Annotated in this window: 16 protein-coding genes and 1 pseudogene; 12 read left to right on the plus strand and 5 right to left on the minus strand. The window is 70.3% G+C overall.

Going from position 1 to position 17797, the window contains the following annotated elements; translation table 11 throughout:
• Window positions 1–137: 137 nt before the first annotated feature.
• Together AB0D57_RS16125 and AB0D57_RS16130 are read left to right on the plus strand one after the other, a co-directional pair.
• Window positions 138–509: a winged helix-turn-helix domain-containing protein gene (locus tag AB0D57_RS16125; RefSeq protein ID WP_362072141.1), complete on the plus strand. Its 372-nt coding sequence runs from the start codon at window positions 138–140 to the stop codon at window positions 507–509.
• A gap of 200 nt (window positions 510–709) precedes the next feature.
• Entirely contained in the window at window positions 710–997 is a 288-nt protein-coding gene (locus AB0D57_RS16130; protein ID WP_362072184.1) for an ANTAR domain-containing protein, read from the plus strand.
• A gap of 266 nt (window positions 998–1263) precedes the next feature.
• On the opposite strand, the gene AB0D57_RS16135 is transcribed toward AB0D57_RS16130, so the two are convergent.
• Entirely contained in the window at window positions 1264–1875 is a 612-nt protein-coding gene (locus AB0D57_RS16135; RefSeq protein ID WP_362072143.1) for a TetR family transcriptional regulator, read from the minus strand.
• Between the two features lie 162 nt (window positions 1876–2037).
• Here AB0D57_RS16135 and AB0D57_RS16140 point away from each other — a divergent pair, with 162 nt between their 5' ends.
• Window positions 2038–2610 carry an ester cyclase gene (locus tag AB0D57_RS16140; RefSeq protein ID WP_362072145.1) on the plus strand — a complete coding sequence of 191 codons (573 nt, stop codon included), beginning with the start codon at window positions 2038–2040 and terminating at the stop codon, window positions 2608–2610.
• A gap of 259 nt (window positions 2611–2869) precedes the next feature.
• Here the strand turns inward: AB0D57_RS16140 and AB0D57_RS16145 are convergent, their stop codons facing one another.
• Window positions 2870–4384, minus strand: coding sequence for an IucA/IucC family protein (locus AB0D57_RS16145; protein WP_362072147.1), 1515 nt, complete (start codon window positions 4382–4384; stop codon window positions 2870–2872).
• Window positions 4385–4498: 114 nt separating this feature from the next.
• On the opposite strand from AB0D57_RS16145, the gene AB0D57_RS16150 reads away from it, so the two are divergent.
• The 3 genes from AB0D57_RS16150 to AB0D57_RS16160 are packed head-to-tail and all read left to right on the plus strand — an operon-like array spanning window position 4499 to window position 8135.
• A complete protein-coding gene (locus tag AB0D57_RS16150) occupies window positions 4499–6001 on the plus strand; it encodes an IucA/IucC family protein (RefSeq protein WP_362072150.1) in 1503 nt (500 codons plus the stop codon).
• 32 nt (window positions 6002–6033) lie between these two features.
• Window positions 6034–7299 (plus strand): VWA domain-containing protein, encoded by a 1266-nt coding sequence (locus AB0D57_RS16155; RefSeq protein ID WP_362072152.1) that lies wholly within the window; start codon window positions 6034–6036, stop codon window positions 7297–7299.
• On the plus strand, window positions 7299–8135 hold the full coding sequence (locus tag AB0D57_RS16160) for a hypothetical protein (RefSeq protein ID WP_362072154.1): 837 nt from the start codon (window positions 7299–7301) through the stop codon (window positions 8133–8135). Before AB0D57_RS16155 ends, AB0D57_RS16160 begins: the two co-directional genes overlap by 1 nt.
• Before the next feature lie 458 nt (window positions 8136–8593).
• Here the strand turns inward: AB0D57_RS16160 and AB0D57_RS16165 are convergent, their stop codons facing one another.
• Both AB0D57_RS16165 and AB0D57_RS16170 read right to left on the minus strand, forming a co-directional pair.
• Window positions 8594–9805 (minus strand): FAD-dependent oxidoreductase, encoded by a 1212-nt coding sequence (locus AB0D57_RS16165; RefSeq protein ID WP_362072156.1) that lies wholly within the window; start codon window positions 9803–9805, stop codon window positions 8594–8596.
• 1083 nt (window positions 9806–10888) lie between these two features.
• Complete coding sequence (locus tag AB0D57_RS16170) at window positions 10889–11521, minus strand: helix-turn-helix domain-containing protein (protein ID WP_362072158.1); 633 nt, start codon at window positions 11519–11521, stop codon at window positions 10889–10891.
• 86 nt (window positions 11522–11607) lie between these two features.
• On the opposite strand from AB0D57_RS16170, the gene AB0D57_RS16175 reads away from it, so the two are divergent.
• The 4 genes from AB0D57_RS16175 to AB0D57_RS16190 all read left to right on the plus strand — a co-directional run bounded on the left by AB0D57_RS16175 (window position 11608) and on the right by AB0D57_RS16190 (window position 14909).
• Window positions 11608–12816, plus strand: coding sequence for a pyridoxal phosphate-dependent aminotransferase (locus AB0D57_RS16175; RefSeq protein WP_362072160.1), 1209 nt, complete (start codon window positions 11608–11610; stop codon window positions 12814–12816).
• Window positions 12817–13139: 323 nt separating this feature from the next.
• Complete coding sequence (locus AB0D57_RS16180; RefSeq protein ID WP_362072163.1) at window positions 13140–13739, plus strand: histidine phosphatase family protein; 600 nt, start codon at window positions 13140–13142, stop codon at window positions 13737–13739.
• Window positions 13740–13789: 50 nt separating this feature from the next.
• Window positions 13790–14428: a hypothetical protein gene (locus AB0D57_RS16185; RefSeq protein WP_362072165.1), complete on the plus strand. Its 639-nt coding sequence runs from the start codon at window positions 13790–13792 to the stop codon at window positions 14426–14428.
• 58 nt (window positions 14429–14486) lie between these two features.
• Complete coding sequence (locus AB0D57_RS16190) at window positions 14487–14909, plus strand: acyl-CoA thioesterase (RefSeq protein ID WP_362072167.1); 423 nt, start codon at window positions 14487–14489, stop codon at window positions 14907–14909.
• 57 nt (window positions 14910–14966) lie between these two features.
• Here the strand turns inward: AB0D57_RS16190 and AB0D57_RS16195 are convergent, their stop codons facing one another.
• Entirely contained in the window at window positions 14967–15368 is a 402-nt protein-coding gene (locus AB0D57_RS16195; RefSeq protein ID WP_266473687.1) for a helix-turn-helix domain-containing protein, read from the minus strand.
• Between the two features lie 66 nt (window positions 15369–15434).
• Between AB0D57_RS16195 and AB0D57_RS16200 the strand changes: the two genes are divergently transcribed.
• Both AB0D57_RS16200 and AB0D57_RS16205 read left to right on the plus strand, forming a co-directional pair.
• Window positions 15435–16985 (plus strand): MFS transporter, encoded by a 1551-nt coding sequence (locus tag AB0D57_RS16200; protein WP_362072170.1) that lies wholly within the window; start codon window positions 15435–15437, stop codon window positions 16983–16985.
• Between the two features lie 621 nt (window positions 16986–17606).
• Window positions 17607–17797: pseudogene (locus AB0D57_RS16205) on the plus strand (hypothetical protein); the annotation flags it as partial.

Raw genomic sequence — 17797 nt, forward strand, 5'->3', positions numbered from 1 at the left:
GACATGGCCGCCGCTCCCAAGGCATCCGCCGGAGTCTGACCCCGCAAACGTCCACGCCCCACCCTTCACCCGTCAAGAGATACCGGAAATACTTTTCACCCTTTCCTATACGCGAATACTCCGCCTATCCTGAGGTGATGCGCGGAGTACCCGAATCACATAAAGGCTGGATATTCCTGACCAATCACACCCGTGTGCTGGCCGCGATCGCCGAGGACCGCACCACCCGCATCCGCGACATCGCCGCACGCTGCCAGCTCACCGAGCGGGCCGTCCAGAAGATCATTTCGGATTTGGAGGAGGACGGGTATCTCACCCACACCCGGCAGGGACGCTCCAACGAGTACCGGATCGAAGGGGGGACCAACCTGCGGCACCCGGCAGACTCCGGGCCGACGGTGGCGGACCTCCTCGCCCTCCTTGCTCATCACGACGCCGAACACGGCAGCCGGAACGAACAGTTGCAGACGACACCCCCGCATGCACGCACCCCGGAAGGTGCCCGGTGACGACGTCGACACGACCCCTGGGTGACGGACACGCCGCAGCACCGGACCGCCTTTCGTAGCCGGCGTGACGGCACCGAATTCCAGGGCATGAGATGAATCGAACTGACGCCGGACTTCCGTATACCCCGGAGGCGACGTTGACGTCCGAAGCGGACACGACGCAGCAACTCCCCCAGCTCCCCGCGCGCCCGGAGACCTCCATGGACACGGTGCTGCGGCTGGAAGGCGAAAACCTCCAGCTCAAAGAGGCAGTGCGCTCGCACGCCGTTGTCGATCAGGCCATCGGGGTCGTCCTGGCAGTAGGACAGCTGACTCCCGACCAGGGCTGGGACGTGCTGCGGAGCACCTCGCAGAACACCAACATCAAGCTGCGGCACGTGGCCGAACTGATCGTCGACTGGGCGCGAACAGGCGAACTGCCCACCGAGATTCGCAGCCAGCTGGAACACCAACTCGACCTCGACAGCACCATGGGGGAACGCGAGTAGCTGCTCGTTTGCACCGTGCGGCGGTCCCGCTTGGCTCACCGCATGAGGCGCCGAGCGGTGATCGTGACGCCAGGCGCTTCGGACCATGGACCACACAAAGAACCATGGACCACACAGAGATGAGGGGAGCCGGGTCCACCCACGACGCCGCCGGCCTGGAGGCCACCGGATCGTACCGGCTCCTCACGATGCCATGCCACCGACCTGCGTCCGGCGTCCGGCGTCCGGACGAGGGGCGCCGTACAGACGACTTCCGGCGATCGGTGTCAGCGAAATGCGGCGACCGCAATGCGGCACAGGACGTCCTCGGCGCGGTCCCATGACCAGCCGTTGTCGACCACGAGCGTTCGCCAGCCGGTGGGACCGAACCAGTACCAGAGAAGGTCAGCTGTCTCCTTCACCGAGTAGGGGGGCGGCGGAGTCAGGGTGTGCAGGTGCTGGGCGGCAGTGAGGAGTGCGTCCCGGTAGGCCGCGGTTGCGCGCTCCCACAGGGCCTCGCCGCTCTCGTGGACGGGCAGTGCCTTGCGGATGGCCTCGTGCACTGCGAACTGCCCCTCGTTGCCCATCCGCGTGCCATGGGCCAGGGCCTCCAGGACCGATTCCGGTGTTCGCAGGGCGAGCAGGTCCTTCATGGCCTGCTCGTAGCCAGAGGCGATCACGCCCTGGTCAACGATGCGATTGAGGATGTCGCCCTTGCTCCCGACGCTCGCGAAGACGGTCTTCGAGGCGACGCCGGCCGCCGCAGCGATGCCGGCGACGGTCACCCGCCCGTAGCCGCGCTCGGCGAACAGCTCGGTGGCATGACGAAGGATCAGTGCACGCGTCCGTGCGGCAGCCTGCTCGCGCAGCGGGGAGACGTACGAGCGCTTGGACGGCATGACACCCATTCTAGGCCGATGAATTCATTAGGCGTGCTATAACCTCAATAGCGTGATCGACCTCGCACGCGGCGCGGGCCGCAACCGCGCCGCCCGCTCATCGGATCGATCGGCGTCACCGCACAGATCACACAGCCGACGAAAGGGATCAACGCAATGGGAATGAGCACGACGGACCTGGCCCACGGACTCTTCCGGATCCTCGAGACAGGGGATCCGGCTCTGGCCACCGACGTGGTCCACCAGGACTTCCGCAACCGCGAGGCAGCCGTGTCACCCACGGCCTGCGCGATCCCCGGGCCGCCGGGAGTTCTCGCCTCCGGCGCGTGGATGCGCTCCGCCTTCGACGACTTGCGCTTCCCCGTCCTGGGCATCGCCTCCAACGACGAGCAGGTCTGGGTGCGACTTCGCATGCAGGGCCGCCACACAGGCCCCTTCGTCCGCTTTCGTGACGGCGCGCTCGACCAGGCCATACCCCCCACCGGGCGAGACATCGACTTCGAACAGATCCACGTGCTCGAACTGCGCGATGGCAAGGTGGTCGGACACGAAGCAGTGCGCGACGACATCACCATGCTCGGCCAGCTCGGTGTCTTCCCGCCCGCCCCGGCCACCGCGCTGCGCATGCTCGCCTGGCGGGTGACCGGCAGAGCGGCACGCGCCGCCGCCCACGTGACCGCAGAAGCCGCCGAGGCGGCGAGCCTGCTGCAGGGCAACCCGGGACACAGCCACTGATCCCAAGGCTCGCTCGCTTCGCCCTTGTCCGCGCGGCTGAGGGTCTGGGCGTAGCGGGCAGTGAGGGTGTCGCTGATGAATGCGGCCGCGGGCCAGGCCGGGGCGATTCCGGCATCGAGCGCGCGGCCCACGCTGTCGCCCGACGCACCTGGGAGGTCTTGCACCGATTGCCGGCGTATGTCGGTACCCGATCAGACGCCTGCGGTCGGCTGCCCACAAACCTCGCCGACGAACCGGGACCCATGCGTGGCCGGCGGACTCAATGCCTGGCCAGCGGGTTGGGCAGCGGCACATACCGCGCGTCCGCGCCGTCAGCGCCCGTCCAGCGCAGCAGAAGGTTCGTCTTGCCGGGGACCGTGGGTGAGGTGAGCAGGTCGGCGATCTCGGGAAGGCCGTGGTCCGTGTCGTAACGCGTCAACTCCCGTCGTACGGCGGGCCACGGGTCCATGCCAGGATGGCGCTCGGCGAGGAGCGCGGCGAGTTCCATGAGGTGGTTGACGATCAGGCAGTACACCAGCCGTTCCCAGCCGGCCGCCCGGGTCACCTGAGGCAGCAGCTTCACGCCTTCCGCATCCCGGAAGAGTGCCTGTACGGGCATCCCGTCGGCGTCGATCGCCACCAGCGCGTTCTGCAGGTGCGCCTCGATGACGACGCCGTGCCGCGCGAAGGCATCCAGGACGGGCGGCACGACCTGGCGCAGATACGCCGTCCACCAGGCGGACGGGTCGGTGAGACCGTTCAGCGGGCTGCCGTCGAAACTCTCCTCCACGAGGGCGGCCGCGAGGAGCGGCGTCGCGCCGGGGACGACGTGCTCGCGCAGTCCGTCACGGACGAGGACCGCGAGTTCCTCGAAGGCGAAGTCGGCGGTGCGGTAGCCGCGGTCGCTCAGCCAGGCCGCGGACCCCGGCACGGCCCCGAAGGCCGACGCGGTCGCCGCGTCCGTACGGCGGAGTTTCAGCAGGTCGTGGCGCCACAGCCGACGGATGTCGTTGGTGATGCGCACGTCGAGGCTGAACTTGACGAAGAGGTCGTCCTCGGGGGCGTACAGCGTCCGGATGGCGGCCGTCGGCCACAGGGGGCCGGCGGTGCGGCCCAGGCGGATCAGCCGGCCGTCCGCGAAGGCGTCCCGGATCTCGGGGCGGGCGCCGACCAGGTCGAGCTGCCAGGGGTGGGCCGGGAGCAGTCGGTAGCCGGGCGGGGCTTCCCCGAAGGTGTCGAGCGCTGTCGTGTCGCCCTCCTCGACGACCGTGTCCTCGCGCACGCCGAGCAGCTCCAGCGGAAAGCGGGCGTACGCCTCGGGCGCGTACGGCAGCCAGCCGGTGACCGGACCGCCGCCGCGGGCCTTGGGCGCGGGGTGGTGCGGATGCCCGGTGATCAGGGACTGCTCGGAGCGCAGATACGGGCCGGCGGGTGGCGTGGCGCGGGCGCGCGCGGCGAGCAGCGCGGCCACCGCGTCGCGGCTGTCGATGATCTCGGTGGGCAGCTCGGAGTTGGACAGGCCGGTGTGGCGGCGCAGTTCCTCGGCCGCGAGTTTGACCAACTCGGGGTGGGTGAGCCGGTGCCAGCCGCCGTCGGCGTACACCTCGGGCCGCGCGGGCCGCCGCTCGCCGCGCACTCTCAACAGCCGTCCACCGGCGTGGAGCCGGTGCACACCCGGGTCCCCGGTCGGCTCGCCCACCTCCCGCAGCAGACAATTGAGCAGCGGCGCGGCGGCACAGGCGTCGGCGGCCTCTTCTATGTCGCCCCTGGCGAGCGGGGGGAGCATGGGGGGCATGGAGTCCACACGATCCGTTCGTTCCATACGGTGCACTGGTGATCAGTATGTCTGTCGGCGCGGGCTATCGCGACGCAGCCGCAGTCGCAGTCCCCGTACCCAAGGAGCCCGACCGTGCACCATCCCCCCACACCCGAGGCCGAGGCCGCTCTAGCCGACGAGCTGAGCGCCGTACGCCCGGAGTTGTCGGCTCCGTACGCGGCCGGGCTGCCCGGCGCCCGGGCGGCCGTGCTGACCCGCCTGTGGCGTGCACTGGCCCATGAGCCGATGCCCTGGATCGCGCGCCGCGAGGCGGGCAACGACGGTCTCACGCTCCATCTGACCGACGGGCGCCGGCTGCACGGCCCGCACGCGGACCCGTACGCCACCGCCGCGTATGTCACCGAAGTACGCCTGGACGGCCGGACGTACGACCATCCGGCCCGGCTCATCAGGGCCCTGGGCGTCCCCCACTCCGTGGTCTTCGCCGCCGAACTCGAGCACAGTGTCGCCTCGTTGGCCCTCTCGCGTGCCGATCAGCCCGTCGCCGACCGCGAGCCCGGGACGAGCTGGGAGTGGGAGCAGCGGGTGGTCGACGGGCATCCGTACCACCCCAACTGCCGTTCCCGGCCCGGATTTTCGGTGGCCGAGCAGCTCGCGTACGGGCCGGAGCACCGGCCGGTCGTGGAGCTGGGTCTCGCCGCCGTGGACGACTGCCTCGTGCGGGGCGAGTGGCCGAAGTGGCTGCGGGACGAGGACCGGGTGCTGATCCCGGTCCATCCGTGGCAGGCCGCGCACGTCCTGGACCTGCCTCGCCAAGAGGGCCTGGGTGCCCATCCGTTGATGTCGCTGCGCACCCTCGCCCTCCCGGACGGCCCGCACGTCAAGACCGCCCTGAGCGCCCGGCTGACCTCCTCCGTGCGGGACATCTCGGTCTACTCGATCGAGACGTCGGCGACGGTCTCGGCGTTCGCGGAGAACATGGCCGCCCGGACGGACGGGCTCCTGCACGTCACCCGCACCCTGGGCGCCGTCACCGCCCACTCCCCCGACCTGGCGGCGGTGTTGCGCGAGTCCCCGGACGCGTACGCGCATGGGGGCGAGCGTGTCGTCCCGGTGGCCGCCCTCGCGACCGCCGAAGTGCCCCTGTCGTCCTCCTGGCTCGCGGACTTCACCCGCCTCGCCCTCACCGTCTGTCTGCGGCTGCTCGACCTGGGGGTGGCCCTGGAGGCGCACGGCCAGAATCTCCTCGTCGTGCTGTCTGCCACGGGCGCTCCGGTCCGGCTCGTCTACCGCGACCTCGCCGACATCCGTGTCAGCCCGACGCGCCTGGCCCGCCACGGCATCCCGGCCCCGGCGATGGCCGGGCGGATCGTCACGGACGACGAGACCACCCTGCGCCGCAAGCTGTTCGGCTCCCTGATCGGCGGCACGCTGGGGGCGACCGCGGGCTCGTCGGCCGTCCTGCGCGAGGCCCTGGAGAGTGTCGTACGGGATCTGCCACGCACCCCGGACCTGCCGGCGCTCCTCGACGGGCCGCTCCCGACGAAGGCGTTGACCTTGATGCGGCTGTCTCCGCAGACTCCCAGGGACATCTGGGCCGAGCTGCCCAACCCCCTCGTTCGCCGTTCGTTTTGAAGCCCGGCACCTTTGATCAATAGGATCCGGCGATGATCACAAGACAACGGCTGGCGGCAGGGGTCTGCGCCCTGCTCGCCACCCTGACGGCCGGGATGGCCTTCCCGGCCGGAGCGGTCGCCGACGAAACGGCGGAGCAGGCCGCTCCCAAGGTCAACCTCGTGCTGGACGTCAGCGGTTCGATGCGGGCCACGGACATCGACGGCAAATCGCGGATGGCCGCGGCGAAACAGGCGTTCAACGAGGTGCTCGACGCGACGCCCGAGGAGGTCCAGCTCGGGATACGCACGCTCGGCGCCGACTACGCCGGCGACAACCAGAAGACGGGGTGCAAGGACACCGCACAGCTGTACCCGGTCGGCCCGCTGGACCGGACCGAGGCGAAGACCGCCGTGGCGACGCTCGCCCCCACCGGCTGGACGCCGATCGGGCCCGCGCTGCTCAAGGCGGCCGACGACCTCGACGGCGGCAACGGGTCGAAGCGCATCGTCCTCATCAGTGACGGCGAGGACACCTGCGCCCCGCTCGACCCGTGCGAGGTGGCCCGGGAGATCGCGGCCAAGGGGATCGGCCTCACCATCGACACGCTCGGCCTGGTGCCGAACACCAAGATGCGCGAGCAGCTGAGCTGCATCGCCGAGGCCACCGGCGGGACGTACACGTCGGTGGAGCACACGGACGAACTCACCGACAAGGTCAACCAGTTGGTGGACCGCGCGGCTGATCCGGTGGTGACGCCGGTCGCCGTCGACGGTGCCACCGCCTGCGCGAAGGCCCCGACGCTGGAGTCCGGGCTGTACACGGACCGGGAGGAGTTCGGGCAGCACCGCTTCTACCGCGTGGACGTCGAGCCGGGCCAGGAACTGCGCGCCTCGGTGAGCGTCGCGGCCGACCGCGACGTCAACCCGGACTACGGGGTGTTGCTGCGCGCCGTCACCGTGCACGGACGCGAGATCGTCCGCGGTGAGGCGGCGGGCAACGGCCGCACCGATGTCATCTCGACCGGCCTGCGCTACCCGAAGGCCGAGAGCGACGACGAGAATGCCGCCGCCGAGGTCGTGTGCCTCGAGGTGTCCAACTCCTTCTCGGCGGCGGCGGGTGTGAAGACCACGCCGGGCATGCCGGTGGAGCTCACGGTCGACGTCGTGGACGGGGCCGACCAGGCGGGCGACGTTGCCTCGTTCGGGCTCGGTCGCGGCTGGTGGCTGCTCGGCGCCCTGGTGCTCACCGGCTTCCTCGCCGGTGTGCTGTGGGGCTGGATCTCACGTTGGCGGGTCGCGGTCTGGAGGACCAACTGATGCGTATCAGACGTGTGTTGAGTAGCGCCTTGCTGCTGCTCGGGGTTGCCGCGGCACCCGCCATGGCCGACTCCTCGCCCTCCGCGAGCCCTTCGGGCGACAGCGGCGCGCCCACCGAGGCCGGTACGTCGTTCCGTACGGCCACCGAGGTCGAGCAGGGCCAGCAGGCCACCGCCGGCGGGTCCACGGGCGACTATCTCTACTGGTCGTTCCCCGCGGACGCCGGGCAGCGGCCCACCGTGAAGGCGACGGTGAAGCTGCCGGAGGCCTCGGCGCGGGCCGCCGCCGAGACCTGGCAACTCGATGTGTACGACGGCCTGCGGCGGCGCCAGGCGTGCCAGTACGGGGCACAGACACGGACGGCGGCGCAGGACGCGGCGTCCGTGGAGTTGTCCTGCACGCTGCGCACCGTGCGCGCCTGGTCGGAGACCTGGGCCAACGACCCGCTGCCGGGCACGTACTACATCCGGCTGACCGCCACCGGGCTCCAGGCCTCCGACCTCGGTCTGCCGTTCGACACCGAGGTCGAGGTCGGCTCCAAGGACATCGGCGGTTCGGCGGCGGTGGACGGCTCGCTGGGGAAGCCGCTGGTTCCGGGAATCGCTACGTCCGCGGAGCAATCCGATGCCGATTCCGATTCCGGGTCCGAGGACTCCACGTCGTCGACCGCCGTGCTGTCGTCGATCGAGCCCGACGACGGGTGGGCCTCCGGCTGGTGGTCCGACCGCTGGGTGTGGACCGCGATCGGCGGCTTCCTCGCGGCGCTCGCGGGCATCGGCGGGTACGCGCTGACCCGCGGCTCGGGGCGGCCTACGCAGGTGCCGCCGGGCGCGTAACCCGGCGCGTGTGACGCCCGGGGCCCGCCGTACCCCCGGCGGATTCCAGTGGTCGTCGCCACGCGTGATCTCTGACGTGCGGCACAGAAAGTCAAGCAGTCGCTCGGTCGCGATCACGCGGCCGGGCGACTGCGGCGCACGCCTTGGCGAGACCGACGGACCTCGGGCCTGCGTATGCCCGCCTCGCTTGCTGACTCCAGGAGAGGCCGAGAGGGGTGCGCGTGCTGAGGGTCCGGCAAGAACGACCTGATGGCCCCTGGGGGGCACCACGCAAGCCCCGCAGGGGCCAGAAGCGCGGTTGTCAGCTTGACTCATGGTGACGGCGAGCAGGACGCGGGCTCGGCCGAAGTCGGGAGTGATCTCCGCCCAAGACAAATGAGCCGTTCCGGGTTTGGCCAAACCCGGAACGGTTCACCAAACGCGGCCCGCAGGGCATGGAGGGGGCGGGCCGCAGTCCGTCAGCCGTTGGAGAAGCGGCCGGCCTGGGCGAGGATCTGTTCGGCGTCGTCGACCGGCGGGTAGGCCCACAGCGAGTTGATGTTCTGCTTGAGGGTCTTGGCCTCCTCCCCGCTCATGACGACCTGACGGTCCCGGTCCCAGCCCATCGTGACGACGGCACCGGCCGGCCCGAGGTCCAGGCAGGTGCCGTAGGGGTCGGGGGTGAAGGGCAGCAGGTCCTTGCCGACCAGTTCGGCGGCCACGTTGTGACCGGCGAACTTGCCCATGGGAATGGCGTACTGGCAGCTCTGCGTCGTGACGTGGCCATCCTCCACGGAAGCCGCACCGGTGTCGCCGGCCGCGTAGACGTCGGGGACGCCGACCACGCGGAGGTGCTCGTCCACCGTCAGCCGCCCCAGCCGGTCGCGCTCGCCGGGGATCTGCGCGGTGAGCGGGCTGGCGACCATGCCGGCCGTCCACACCACGGTGGCGGCGGGGATCACCTCTCCGTCGGACAGGGTGACGACCTTGTCGGTCACCGACGCCACCGTGCGTCCCAGTCGCCGCTCGATCTTCAGTTCGTCCAAGGCACTGTCGATGAGCGGCCGGGGGTTCTCGCCGAGTTCGGGGCCGACCGCATCGGCGCGGTCCACCATGACGACCCGCACGTCCTCGGCCGCGCCGTCCTGTGCGGCGATCGCGGTGAGGCGTTCACCGAGGGCGGTGCCGATCTCCAGGCCGGTGAAGCTGGCTCCGACCACGACGGCGGTGTAGCGGCCCTGGGGCGCCGCCTGTTCGGGCAGCAGCTTCAGGTGGCCATTGAGGGCGGCCGCGGCGGGCATGGTGTCGACGTTGAAGATGTGCTCGGCGCCGGGCAGATTGGGGCTGACCGACCGGCTGCCGGTGGCCAGCACGAGCTTGTCATAGGAGAGTTCCAGGTCCTCGCCGGTGCGGGTGACGGCGCGGACGCTACGGGTCTCGGTGTCGATCCCGGTCACGGTCGCGGTCACCCGGCGCACGCCGATAGGGCCGAGTATGCGGTCCAGCGCCACCCGCATCCCCTCCGGCGCCTCCTCGTACATACGCGGACGGATCACCAGGTCGTCACCGCCGCTGACCAGCGTCACCCGCAGCTCCTTGCCCGCGTCACCCGCCGCACGGGCAGCACGTACCGCGCCCGCCGCGCTCCACACGCCGGCGAACCCGCCACCGATGATCAGGACATTCTTCATTGGCCTCTCCCTCATAGAAGTTGCGCGGCGACCTCGACTCTCACTTCAACGCGAGCCTCTGGTAGAGCGCTTTGGGCCACGTCAGGGCCTTGATCATGGACACTAACTATCCTGGATATTGAATGTCAAGATCTTACTCGAGGGCTCCGGAGGCGGGCGCGGGCGTTGCCGGTCCGGCTGTCGGCGCGCCGGGCCGTTGGGCGGCCGGATCCCGGATAGGCAATGTCCGCATCATGCGAATGGCCAGAGGTGTCGAGTGGGCCCTGCACACACTGCTCAACCTGGACCTGGTCGGAGGCGGCCCCGCGGGAAGCGGTCAACCGGCCGAGGCCCACGGCCCGCCGGCCGCGTATCCGAGCAAGCAGTTGCAGCAACTCGCCAAGGCAGACTTCCGTCCGACCAGGAGACCTGCTGGACGTCGTGGAGGCCATCGAGGGCAGCACTCAGGCCTTCCGCTGCACCGAGATCCGCGGCTGCGGGAAGCTCGGTGAGCTGTCACCGCCGCCCACGGGGCCGTGCGCCGTCAACTCCGCCATGCGCCGCGCCGAGCAGGCCTGGCATGAGGCCCTCGAAGCCCAGACGCCGGCCGAGATCCGAGCGGAGTTGGGACACCTTCCCGGGGCTGAGGGAGTCGGTGCGGTCCGCGTTCACCTTGCCGGCGGCGAACGGCGGGCAGCCGTGAGCGGCGGGAGAGCCCCGTGCCCGGCGGGGGTCGGGACCGACTTCGCCATCCGAGGTGCCGGTCCCACCGCATGTTGGCGTACCGAACTTTGATGAGGGCCACGGGATACGGCGGCCGCGCGGGCCCGATCATCTCGTTGGCTGCACGGTCCAAGCCGCGCACGGTGGCGTTGGCGCGGTACTTGAGGTGCTCCCGCCTACCCCCCCGGGGGGCGCCACGCGGCCGCGACACCGCCCCCCGTCAACCGGGACGCGGCGTCAGCTCAGGCCGAAGACCCGGAGGACGGTCTGCGAGCTTGATCCTGTCGGGGATCTTGGTCGCCGCCGTGTCAGCTGACGGCTCGCCACGAAGGGTCGATACCTACGATCCGATACGCCTCGCCCCTCGACCGGGTATCCGCGTCACTCCCCCCGCAGCACCTTGGCGAGAGTGCCCTCCCCCATGACCTCGATACGTCCGTCACGCACCGCCTCCCACACGGTCGAGGTCCCGCCGCTCACCGCCGCACACGTCTCGGTGTCGAGGCGCAGCCGGACGTCCGGCTCCTCCTGTGCGGGTCCGTCCCCGTAGACCGGTCCCTCCTCGGACCCCAGCCACACATGGAACTCCCCTTCGTCCAGGCGGACTTCGAGCAGCCCCTCGGTCTCCCCCGCCAGCCCTCGCAGCAGCGGAAGCGCGAACCAGTGCGCCCGTACGGCATCCGTGACCCGCGGTTCCCCCAGCGCCGGCGCGCCCCACTCCCCCAGCGCCTGCAGGACGGGCAGCAACTCCCGCCCCCGGCGGGTGAGTTCGTAGACGTACACCGCACCGGGCGGCGGCAGCCGGCGCCGTGTCGTCAGCCCGTCGCGCTCCATGTCCTTGAGCCGGGACGCCAGGACGTCCGTGCTCACGCCCGGCAGGTCCGCGTGCAGATCGGTGTAGCGGCGTGGGCCGCCGAGCAGTTCACGGACGATCAGGAGAGTCCAGCGGTCACCGACGGCGTCGAGCGCCCGGGCAGCGGAACAGTACTGGTCGTAGCTTCGGCGAGGTGACATGCGACGCAGTCTAGCTATCTTGTTGGACTTTCCAAGCGCCTACTTGGTAAAACCAAGCAACACAACGAACCGGAGGGGTGCGACGCATGGAGTTCCGGCAGTCGAGCAAACTCAGCGAGGTCTGTTACGAGATCCGGGGCCCGGTGATCGAGCACGCCGACGCACTGGAGGCGGCGGGCCACAGCGTGCTGCGCCTCAACACCGGCAACCCCGCGCTCTTCGGCTTCGAGGCGCCGGAGGAGATCCTCCAGGACATGATCCGCATGCTGCCGCGGGCGCACGGCTACACCGACTCGCGCGGCATCCTCTCCGCCCGCCGCGCCGTCGCCCAGCGCTACCAGGACCGGGGCCTGGAGGTCGGCGTCGACGACGTCTTCCTCGGCAACGGCGTATCGGAACTGGTCTCGATGGCGGTCCAGGCACTGATCGAGGACGGCGACGAAGTCCTCATCCCCGCCCCGGACTTCCCCCTCTGGACGGCCGTCACCACGCTCGCCGGCGGCAAGGCGGTGCACTACCTCTGCGACGAACAGTCCGAGTGGTACCCGGACTTGACCGACATGGCCGCGAAGATCACCGACCGGACGCGTGCCGTCGTCATCATCAACCCGAACAACCCCACCGGCGCCGTCTACCCGAAGGAGATCGTCGAGGGCATCCTCGACCTCGCCCGCCGGCACGGCCTGATGGTCTTCGCGGACGAGATCTACGACCAGATCCTGTACGACGACGCGGTCCACCACTCGGCCGCCGCCCTCGCCCCCGACCTGGTGGTCCTCACCTTCTGCGGCCTGTCGAAGACCTACCGAGTGTCGGGCTTCCGCTCGGGCTGGCTGGTGGTGACGGGCCCGAAGCAGCACGCGCGCAACTACCTGGAGGGCCTGACGATGCTCGCCTCCATGCGGCTGTGCGCCAACGCACCCGCCCAGTACGCCATTCAGGCCGCTCTCGGCGGCCGCCAGTCCATCCATGAACTGACCGCGCCCGGTGGCCGCCTCCACGAACAGCGCAACCGCGCCTGGGAGAAGCTCAACGAGATCCCCGGCGTCTCCTGCGTCAAGCCGAAGGGCGCGCTGTACGCGTTCCCGCGCATCGACCCCGAGGTACACAAGATCCACGACGACGAGAAGTTCGTCCTCGACCTCCTCCTGCGCGAGAAGATCCAGGTCGTCCAGGGCACCGGCTTCAACTGGCCCCGCCCCGACCACTTCCGCATCCTCACCCTCCCGCAGGCCGACCAGCTGGACACGGCGATCAGTCGGATCGGGCGGTTCCTGAGCGGGTACCGGCAGTAGCAGGCCCGACTCCGCCTCGGGCGAGGCCGGTTGGGGCCGGACCGGCCCGGCTCGACTCGGCTCGGCTCGGGCGGGCGGGCGGCGGTCCGGTCGGGGATCCGTCACCTCGATATGGAGCCTGGCATCGGCGTGCGCCGTGGAGCACAGCCGGAAGTCCCTGGCCGTCTCCCGGCCGTGCGGCGGCGCGTTCGTCGCACGGTGGGACACGACGAGGTCCAGGCCTTCGTGACACGCCTGCGCCGAGTTTGAGGTCCGGACTCGTAGCCTGAGCGCCGTGCCGTTCACGTCGGCGCGCACCTTCGGCGAACAGAGGAACATCACGCATGGGCGACCTCCTTCTCGTGCGGCACGGCGAGACCGAGTGGTCCTTGTCCGGGCAGCACACCGGATCGACCGACATCCCGTTGACCGAGAACGGCCGTGAGCAGGCGCGTCGGCTGGCCCCGCTGATCGCCTCGCATCGGATCGCGGCGGCGTTCGTCAGCCCGATGCAGCGGGCGCTGGAGACGGCGCGACTGGCCGGGGCAGAGGGGGCACGGGTCGACGCGGACCTGTGCGAGTGGGACTACGGCGGATACGAGGGGGTCACGACCGTGGAGATCCACCGGACGCGCCCCGACTGGTTCCTGTTCGACGACGGTGTCGCGCCCGGTCCGCCGGAGCATCCGGGAGAGAGCCCTGAGGAGGTCGGGGAACGAGCGGAACGGATGCTGGCCAAGATCGACGCGGCCCTGGGCGAGTCGGAGGGCAGTGTCGTCCTCTTCTCCCACGGGCACTTCCTGCGGGTGCTGACCGCCCGGCGACTGGGGCTGCCCGCCTCGCAGGGCGCGCTGTTCCAGCTCGCCACCGGAACGGTGAGCCGGCTGAGCACCGAGCACCGCCGCCATGTCGTGGCCGGATGGAATGTCAGACCCGCCTCGTAGTCTTCGAGTGGACGGGCCAGAAGGCCGGACCATGGAGGAAGGGGTGCGCTGTGACACGACCGCCGACGGCCGCGCAGCGGCGTGTCATCGACGCCGCCGACCCCGTGACCGGGCGGCTGAAGGGCACGGAGGCTCAGCACGCCGCGCTGGTGACGCGGGGGCTCGCGTTCCGGCACCCCCGGCCGCCGCACGACCACTTTCTGACCCCGGCCGGGCATCGGGTGCGCGAGGCTCCTGAGCCCGAGGCCGTCCCGGAGACGCCCGCTTCCGTCGCCTCCGAGTCGGACTCCGGGGTGTTCGCCGCGCGGGTCGGCGGCGAGGAGGAACCCGCCGGCGGGCCGTCCCGAATACGCGAGGTGCAGAGCGCCTGGCAGGGGCTCCTGGAGCTGCGCCGGATGACCCATCCGGACGGCGCGATGGACCGTCCGTGCGGATGGGAGCGTACGCATCTGGTGCGGGCCGCCGCACTCGCCCTGGAGGCGGCCGGTCATCGCCCCGCGGCCGCCCAGGGTGGTGGCTATCGGGTGCGGGCGACGCCGCAGCCCGAGGCGGTTGCCGTGCGCGAGTCGGATCCCGAGGCGCTGCGGGCCTGTGCGGCCACGCTGGAGAAGGCGGGCTGGCAGGTCGGCGAGCACACCGAGCCGCGCACGGGGGCGCGGTATGTGCTGGCGTCACCTCGGCGCGCATGAGGGCCGAGCCGATCAGTAGGCTGACATCCGTCCAACTGCCGTCGCAGAAGGGGAATTTGTGACCAAGCCGTTTTCCGTTCCCGTGACCGTCCGAGGGTACGAGACCGACGTCCAAGGGCACCTGAATCAGAGCGTGTACCTGCAGTACGCCGAGCATGCCCGCTGGTGCTTGATAGCCGAGGCCGGAATTGGCCAGGCCGACCTGATCGCCAAGGGTGTGGGACCGGTGGTCCTGGAGACGACCATCCGCTTTCTGCGGGAGCTGCGGGCGGGTGAAGAGACTGAGGTGACCTGCGGCTTCATCTGGGGCGAGGGCAAGACCCACCGGGTCGAGCAGACGATACGGAAGGCGGACGGCACGGTCGCCGCCGAATTCACCGTGGTCGGCGGACTGCTGGACCTCAAGGAGCGCAGGCTGGTCGCGGACCCGCGGGAGTACTTCCGGGCGCTGGCCACCGACCCGCTGATATTGGGCCTCTGACCGGTCTGGCCGTGTCCTGACCGAGGCATTGGCCACCCCGTAGAGCCGAGGTGCGGCCTACGCGTCCAGCAGCTCCGGCCGGTGCTGGACGTCGTAGGCCGCTCGCGACTCGGCGATCGTGACGCGGTGCCGCTCCGCCCAGTCCGTCAGGGACAGCAGCGTCTCGTGCAACTCGCGGGCAACGGGGGTGAGTTCGTACTCCACCTTCGGCGGCACCGTCGGATGGACGGTGCGCGTGACGAGTCCGTCGCGCTCCAGATTGCGCAGGGTGAGGGACAGCATGCGGCGGCTGATGCCCTCCACGCTGCGCTCCAGTTCGGTGAACCGGATCGGGCCGTGGGCGGCCGCCACGATGATCAGCACGCTCCATTTCCCGGCGACCCTGTCAAGAACTTCGCGGACCGGGCACGCCTGCGCGAGCACTGCCTGCGCGGTAACACCGGTGTTCCTCTGGGACATCGAAGTGCCTCCTTATGCCGAACTCCATGGTCACCCACGATGTACCCCGTTACAAGCCGTGCACCTATGGAGAACGCCGAGGTCATCGCCATGCATTTCCCCACCGCGTCACCGGCACCACGAACATACTCCCGCTGGGCGTCCCTGGTCGTGCTCTGCGCGGGCACGCTGATGACGATCCTGGACGGGAACATCGTCACGGTCGCGATGCCCGCGATCCAGAGCGACCTCGGCTTCTCGGGTCCCGGCCTCGCCTGGGTCGTGAACGCGTATCTGATTCCGTTCGGCGGGCTGCTCCTGCTCGTGGGGCGGCTCGGGGACCTGGTGGGCCGCAAGCGGATGTTCGTCGCCGGGCTCGCCGTGTTCACCGCGGCGTCCGTACTGTGCGGGGTCGCCACCAGCCAGGGCATGCTGGTCGCGGCCCGCGCGCTGCAGGGTGTCGGCGGGGCGATGACCTCGGCCGTCGTCCTCGGCATGCTGGTCTCGCTCTTCCCCGAGCCTCGCGAACAGGCCCGCGCCATCGCGGTGTTCAGCGCGGTCGGCGCGGCGGGCGGGGCGCTCGGCACCTTCCTCGGCGGGGCGCTGACGCAGGCGATCGGCTGGCACTGGATCTTCCTGATCAACCTGCCGATCGGGATGGTGGCGTTGGTCGCCGCGCTGCGTATCCTCGCCACCGACAAGGGAGTCGGCCTCGGCAAGGGCGCCGACTACCCCGGGGCGGCGCTGGTCACGAGCGCGCTGATGCTGACCGTGTACGCGATCGTCGGCGCCGGCGACCGCACGCTGGGCGTCACGCTCGCGCTCGCCGCCGTGTCGCTCGCTCTCTTCACCGGCTTCACCGTGCGGCAGGCGTGGGCCGCACGCCCCCTGCTGCGACTGCGACTCTTCCGCTCCCGCGCCCTGACGGGTGCGAACGGCGTCCAGATCCTGATGATCGCGGGAATGTACGGGTTCCAGTTCATCGGCGCGCTCTATCTCCAACGTGTCCTGGGCTACAGCGAGTTGCTCACCGGCACGGCGTTCCTGCCCGCGCCGATCGCGATCGGGGTGCTGATGCTGAGCCTGTCGGCGCGGACGATCGCCCGCTTCGGCCCGTACCGGGTGCTGCTCGCCGGGCTCGTCCTCATCACCGCGGGCATGGCGCTGTTGAGCCGGGCCCCGGCCGACGGCACGTACGTCGCCGACGTCCTGCCTCCGCTGCTCCTCCTGGCCGCCGGTTTCGCGGCGGCGATGCCCGCAGTCACAGGGCTCGCCATGTCGGGCGCCCGCGAGGAGGACGCGGGACTGGCCTCCGGGCTCTTCAACACCACGCAGGTGGTGGGTGGTTCACTGGGCCTGGCGGTCCTCACGACGCTGGCGGCAAGCCGTACGGAGCGGCTGCTCGGCGAGGGCGAGCGACTGGTCGCGGCGACGGCGGACGGCTATCGGCTGGCGTTCACCGTGAGCATGGGGATCACCGCGGCCGCGCTGGTGCTGGCTGCGGTGCTGCTGCGGCCGGGACGCGTCTTTACCGCGGAGGAAGAGAGCACCCCGGCGACGGAGGAGACACCCGAGGCCGGCCGCAGGTCCCACGCGAACGCCTCCCAGAACGAGCGCCTGCGGCGCCAGAACACCTGACCCACCGACAGATCACCTCGGCCCTCGAATCGACCGGGTGCCGTTGGCACCCGATCGCCCTCAACCAACCACCGGGCCAGACCGCTCTGCAGGCGGGTTGATCTGGTCCGGCGCCGCGTCAGACCCTGTGGTTACTGTGAGCGGTCGCCGCACTCAAGGAGCCAGAGCTATGACCATTCATGCCGATGTTGAAGCTCCGCTTCGGATAGTCCCCGCGGAGCACCGGGGCGAAGAGCGCATTGACTGGGCGGCGGCGGAAGCCGCGCTGGGTACGCAACTGCCGAGCGACTACAAGTCCCTCCTGGACACCTGCGGCGCGTGGGCGACATCGGGGAGCCGGTCGTCCTCCCGCCCCTGTCCGTGGACGTCCCCGCCCTGAGCGACTGCCACACGGGAAGCACGGCTCCCGGACTTCGCGAGCTGTGGGAGAGGGAGGGCGGTGCGCCGGGCATCTCCTTCTGCGATCTGCTACAGACGTCTCATGAGCGGGCGCCAGTCAGGGCCATCACCGCAACAGGTTGACTCTGGGCGGTCGAGGGTCAGAGGTCTTGATTCCGGTTACTCCGTGGCTCCGTCGTCGCGTCGAGAAATCGGGAGCGCCCGAGGCCGGGTCCCCGGACAATGATCGTCAGGACGTCCCTCCACTCCAACCCGCTCTTCACCCGGCTCGACGATGCCGAACGGATCCTCGTCGCGGGCGCGGGTGGCGGCTTCGACATCTACTCCGGCCTGCCGTTGGCTCTCTCCCTCCTGCATCAGGGCAAGCAGGTATATCTCGCGAACCTCTCCTTCAGCGCACTCGCCGGTCTCCC

Source organism: Streptomyces sp. NPDC048275 (genome assembly GCF_040652275.1).
Taxonomy (GTDB): domain Bacteria; phylum Actinomycetota; class Actinomycetes; order Streptomycetales; family Streptomycetaceae; genus Streptomyces.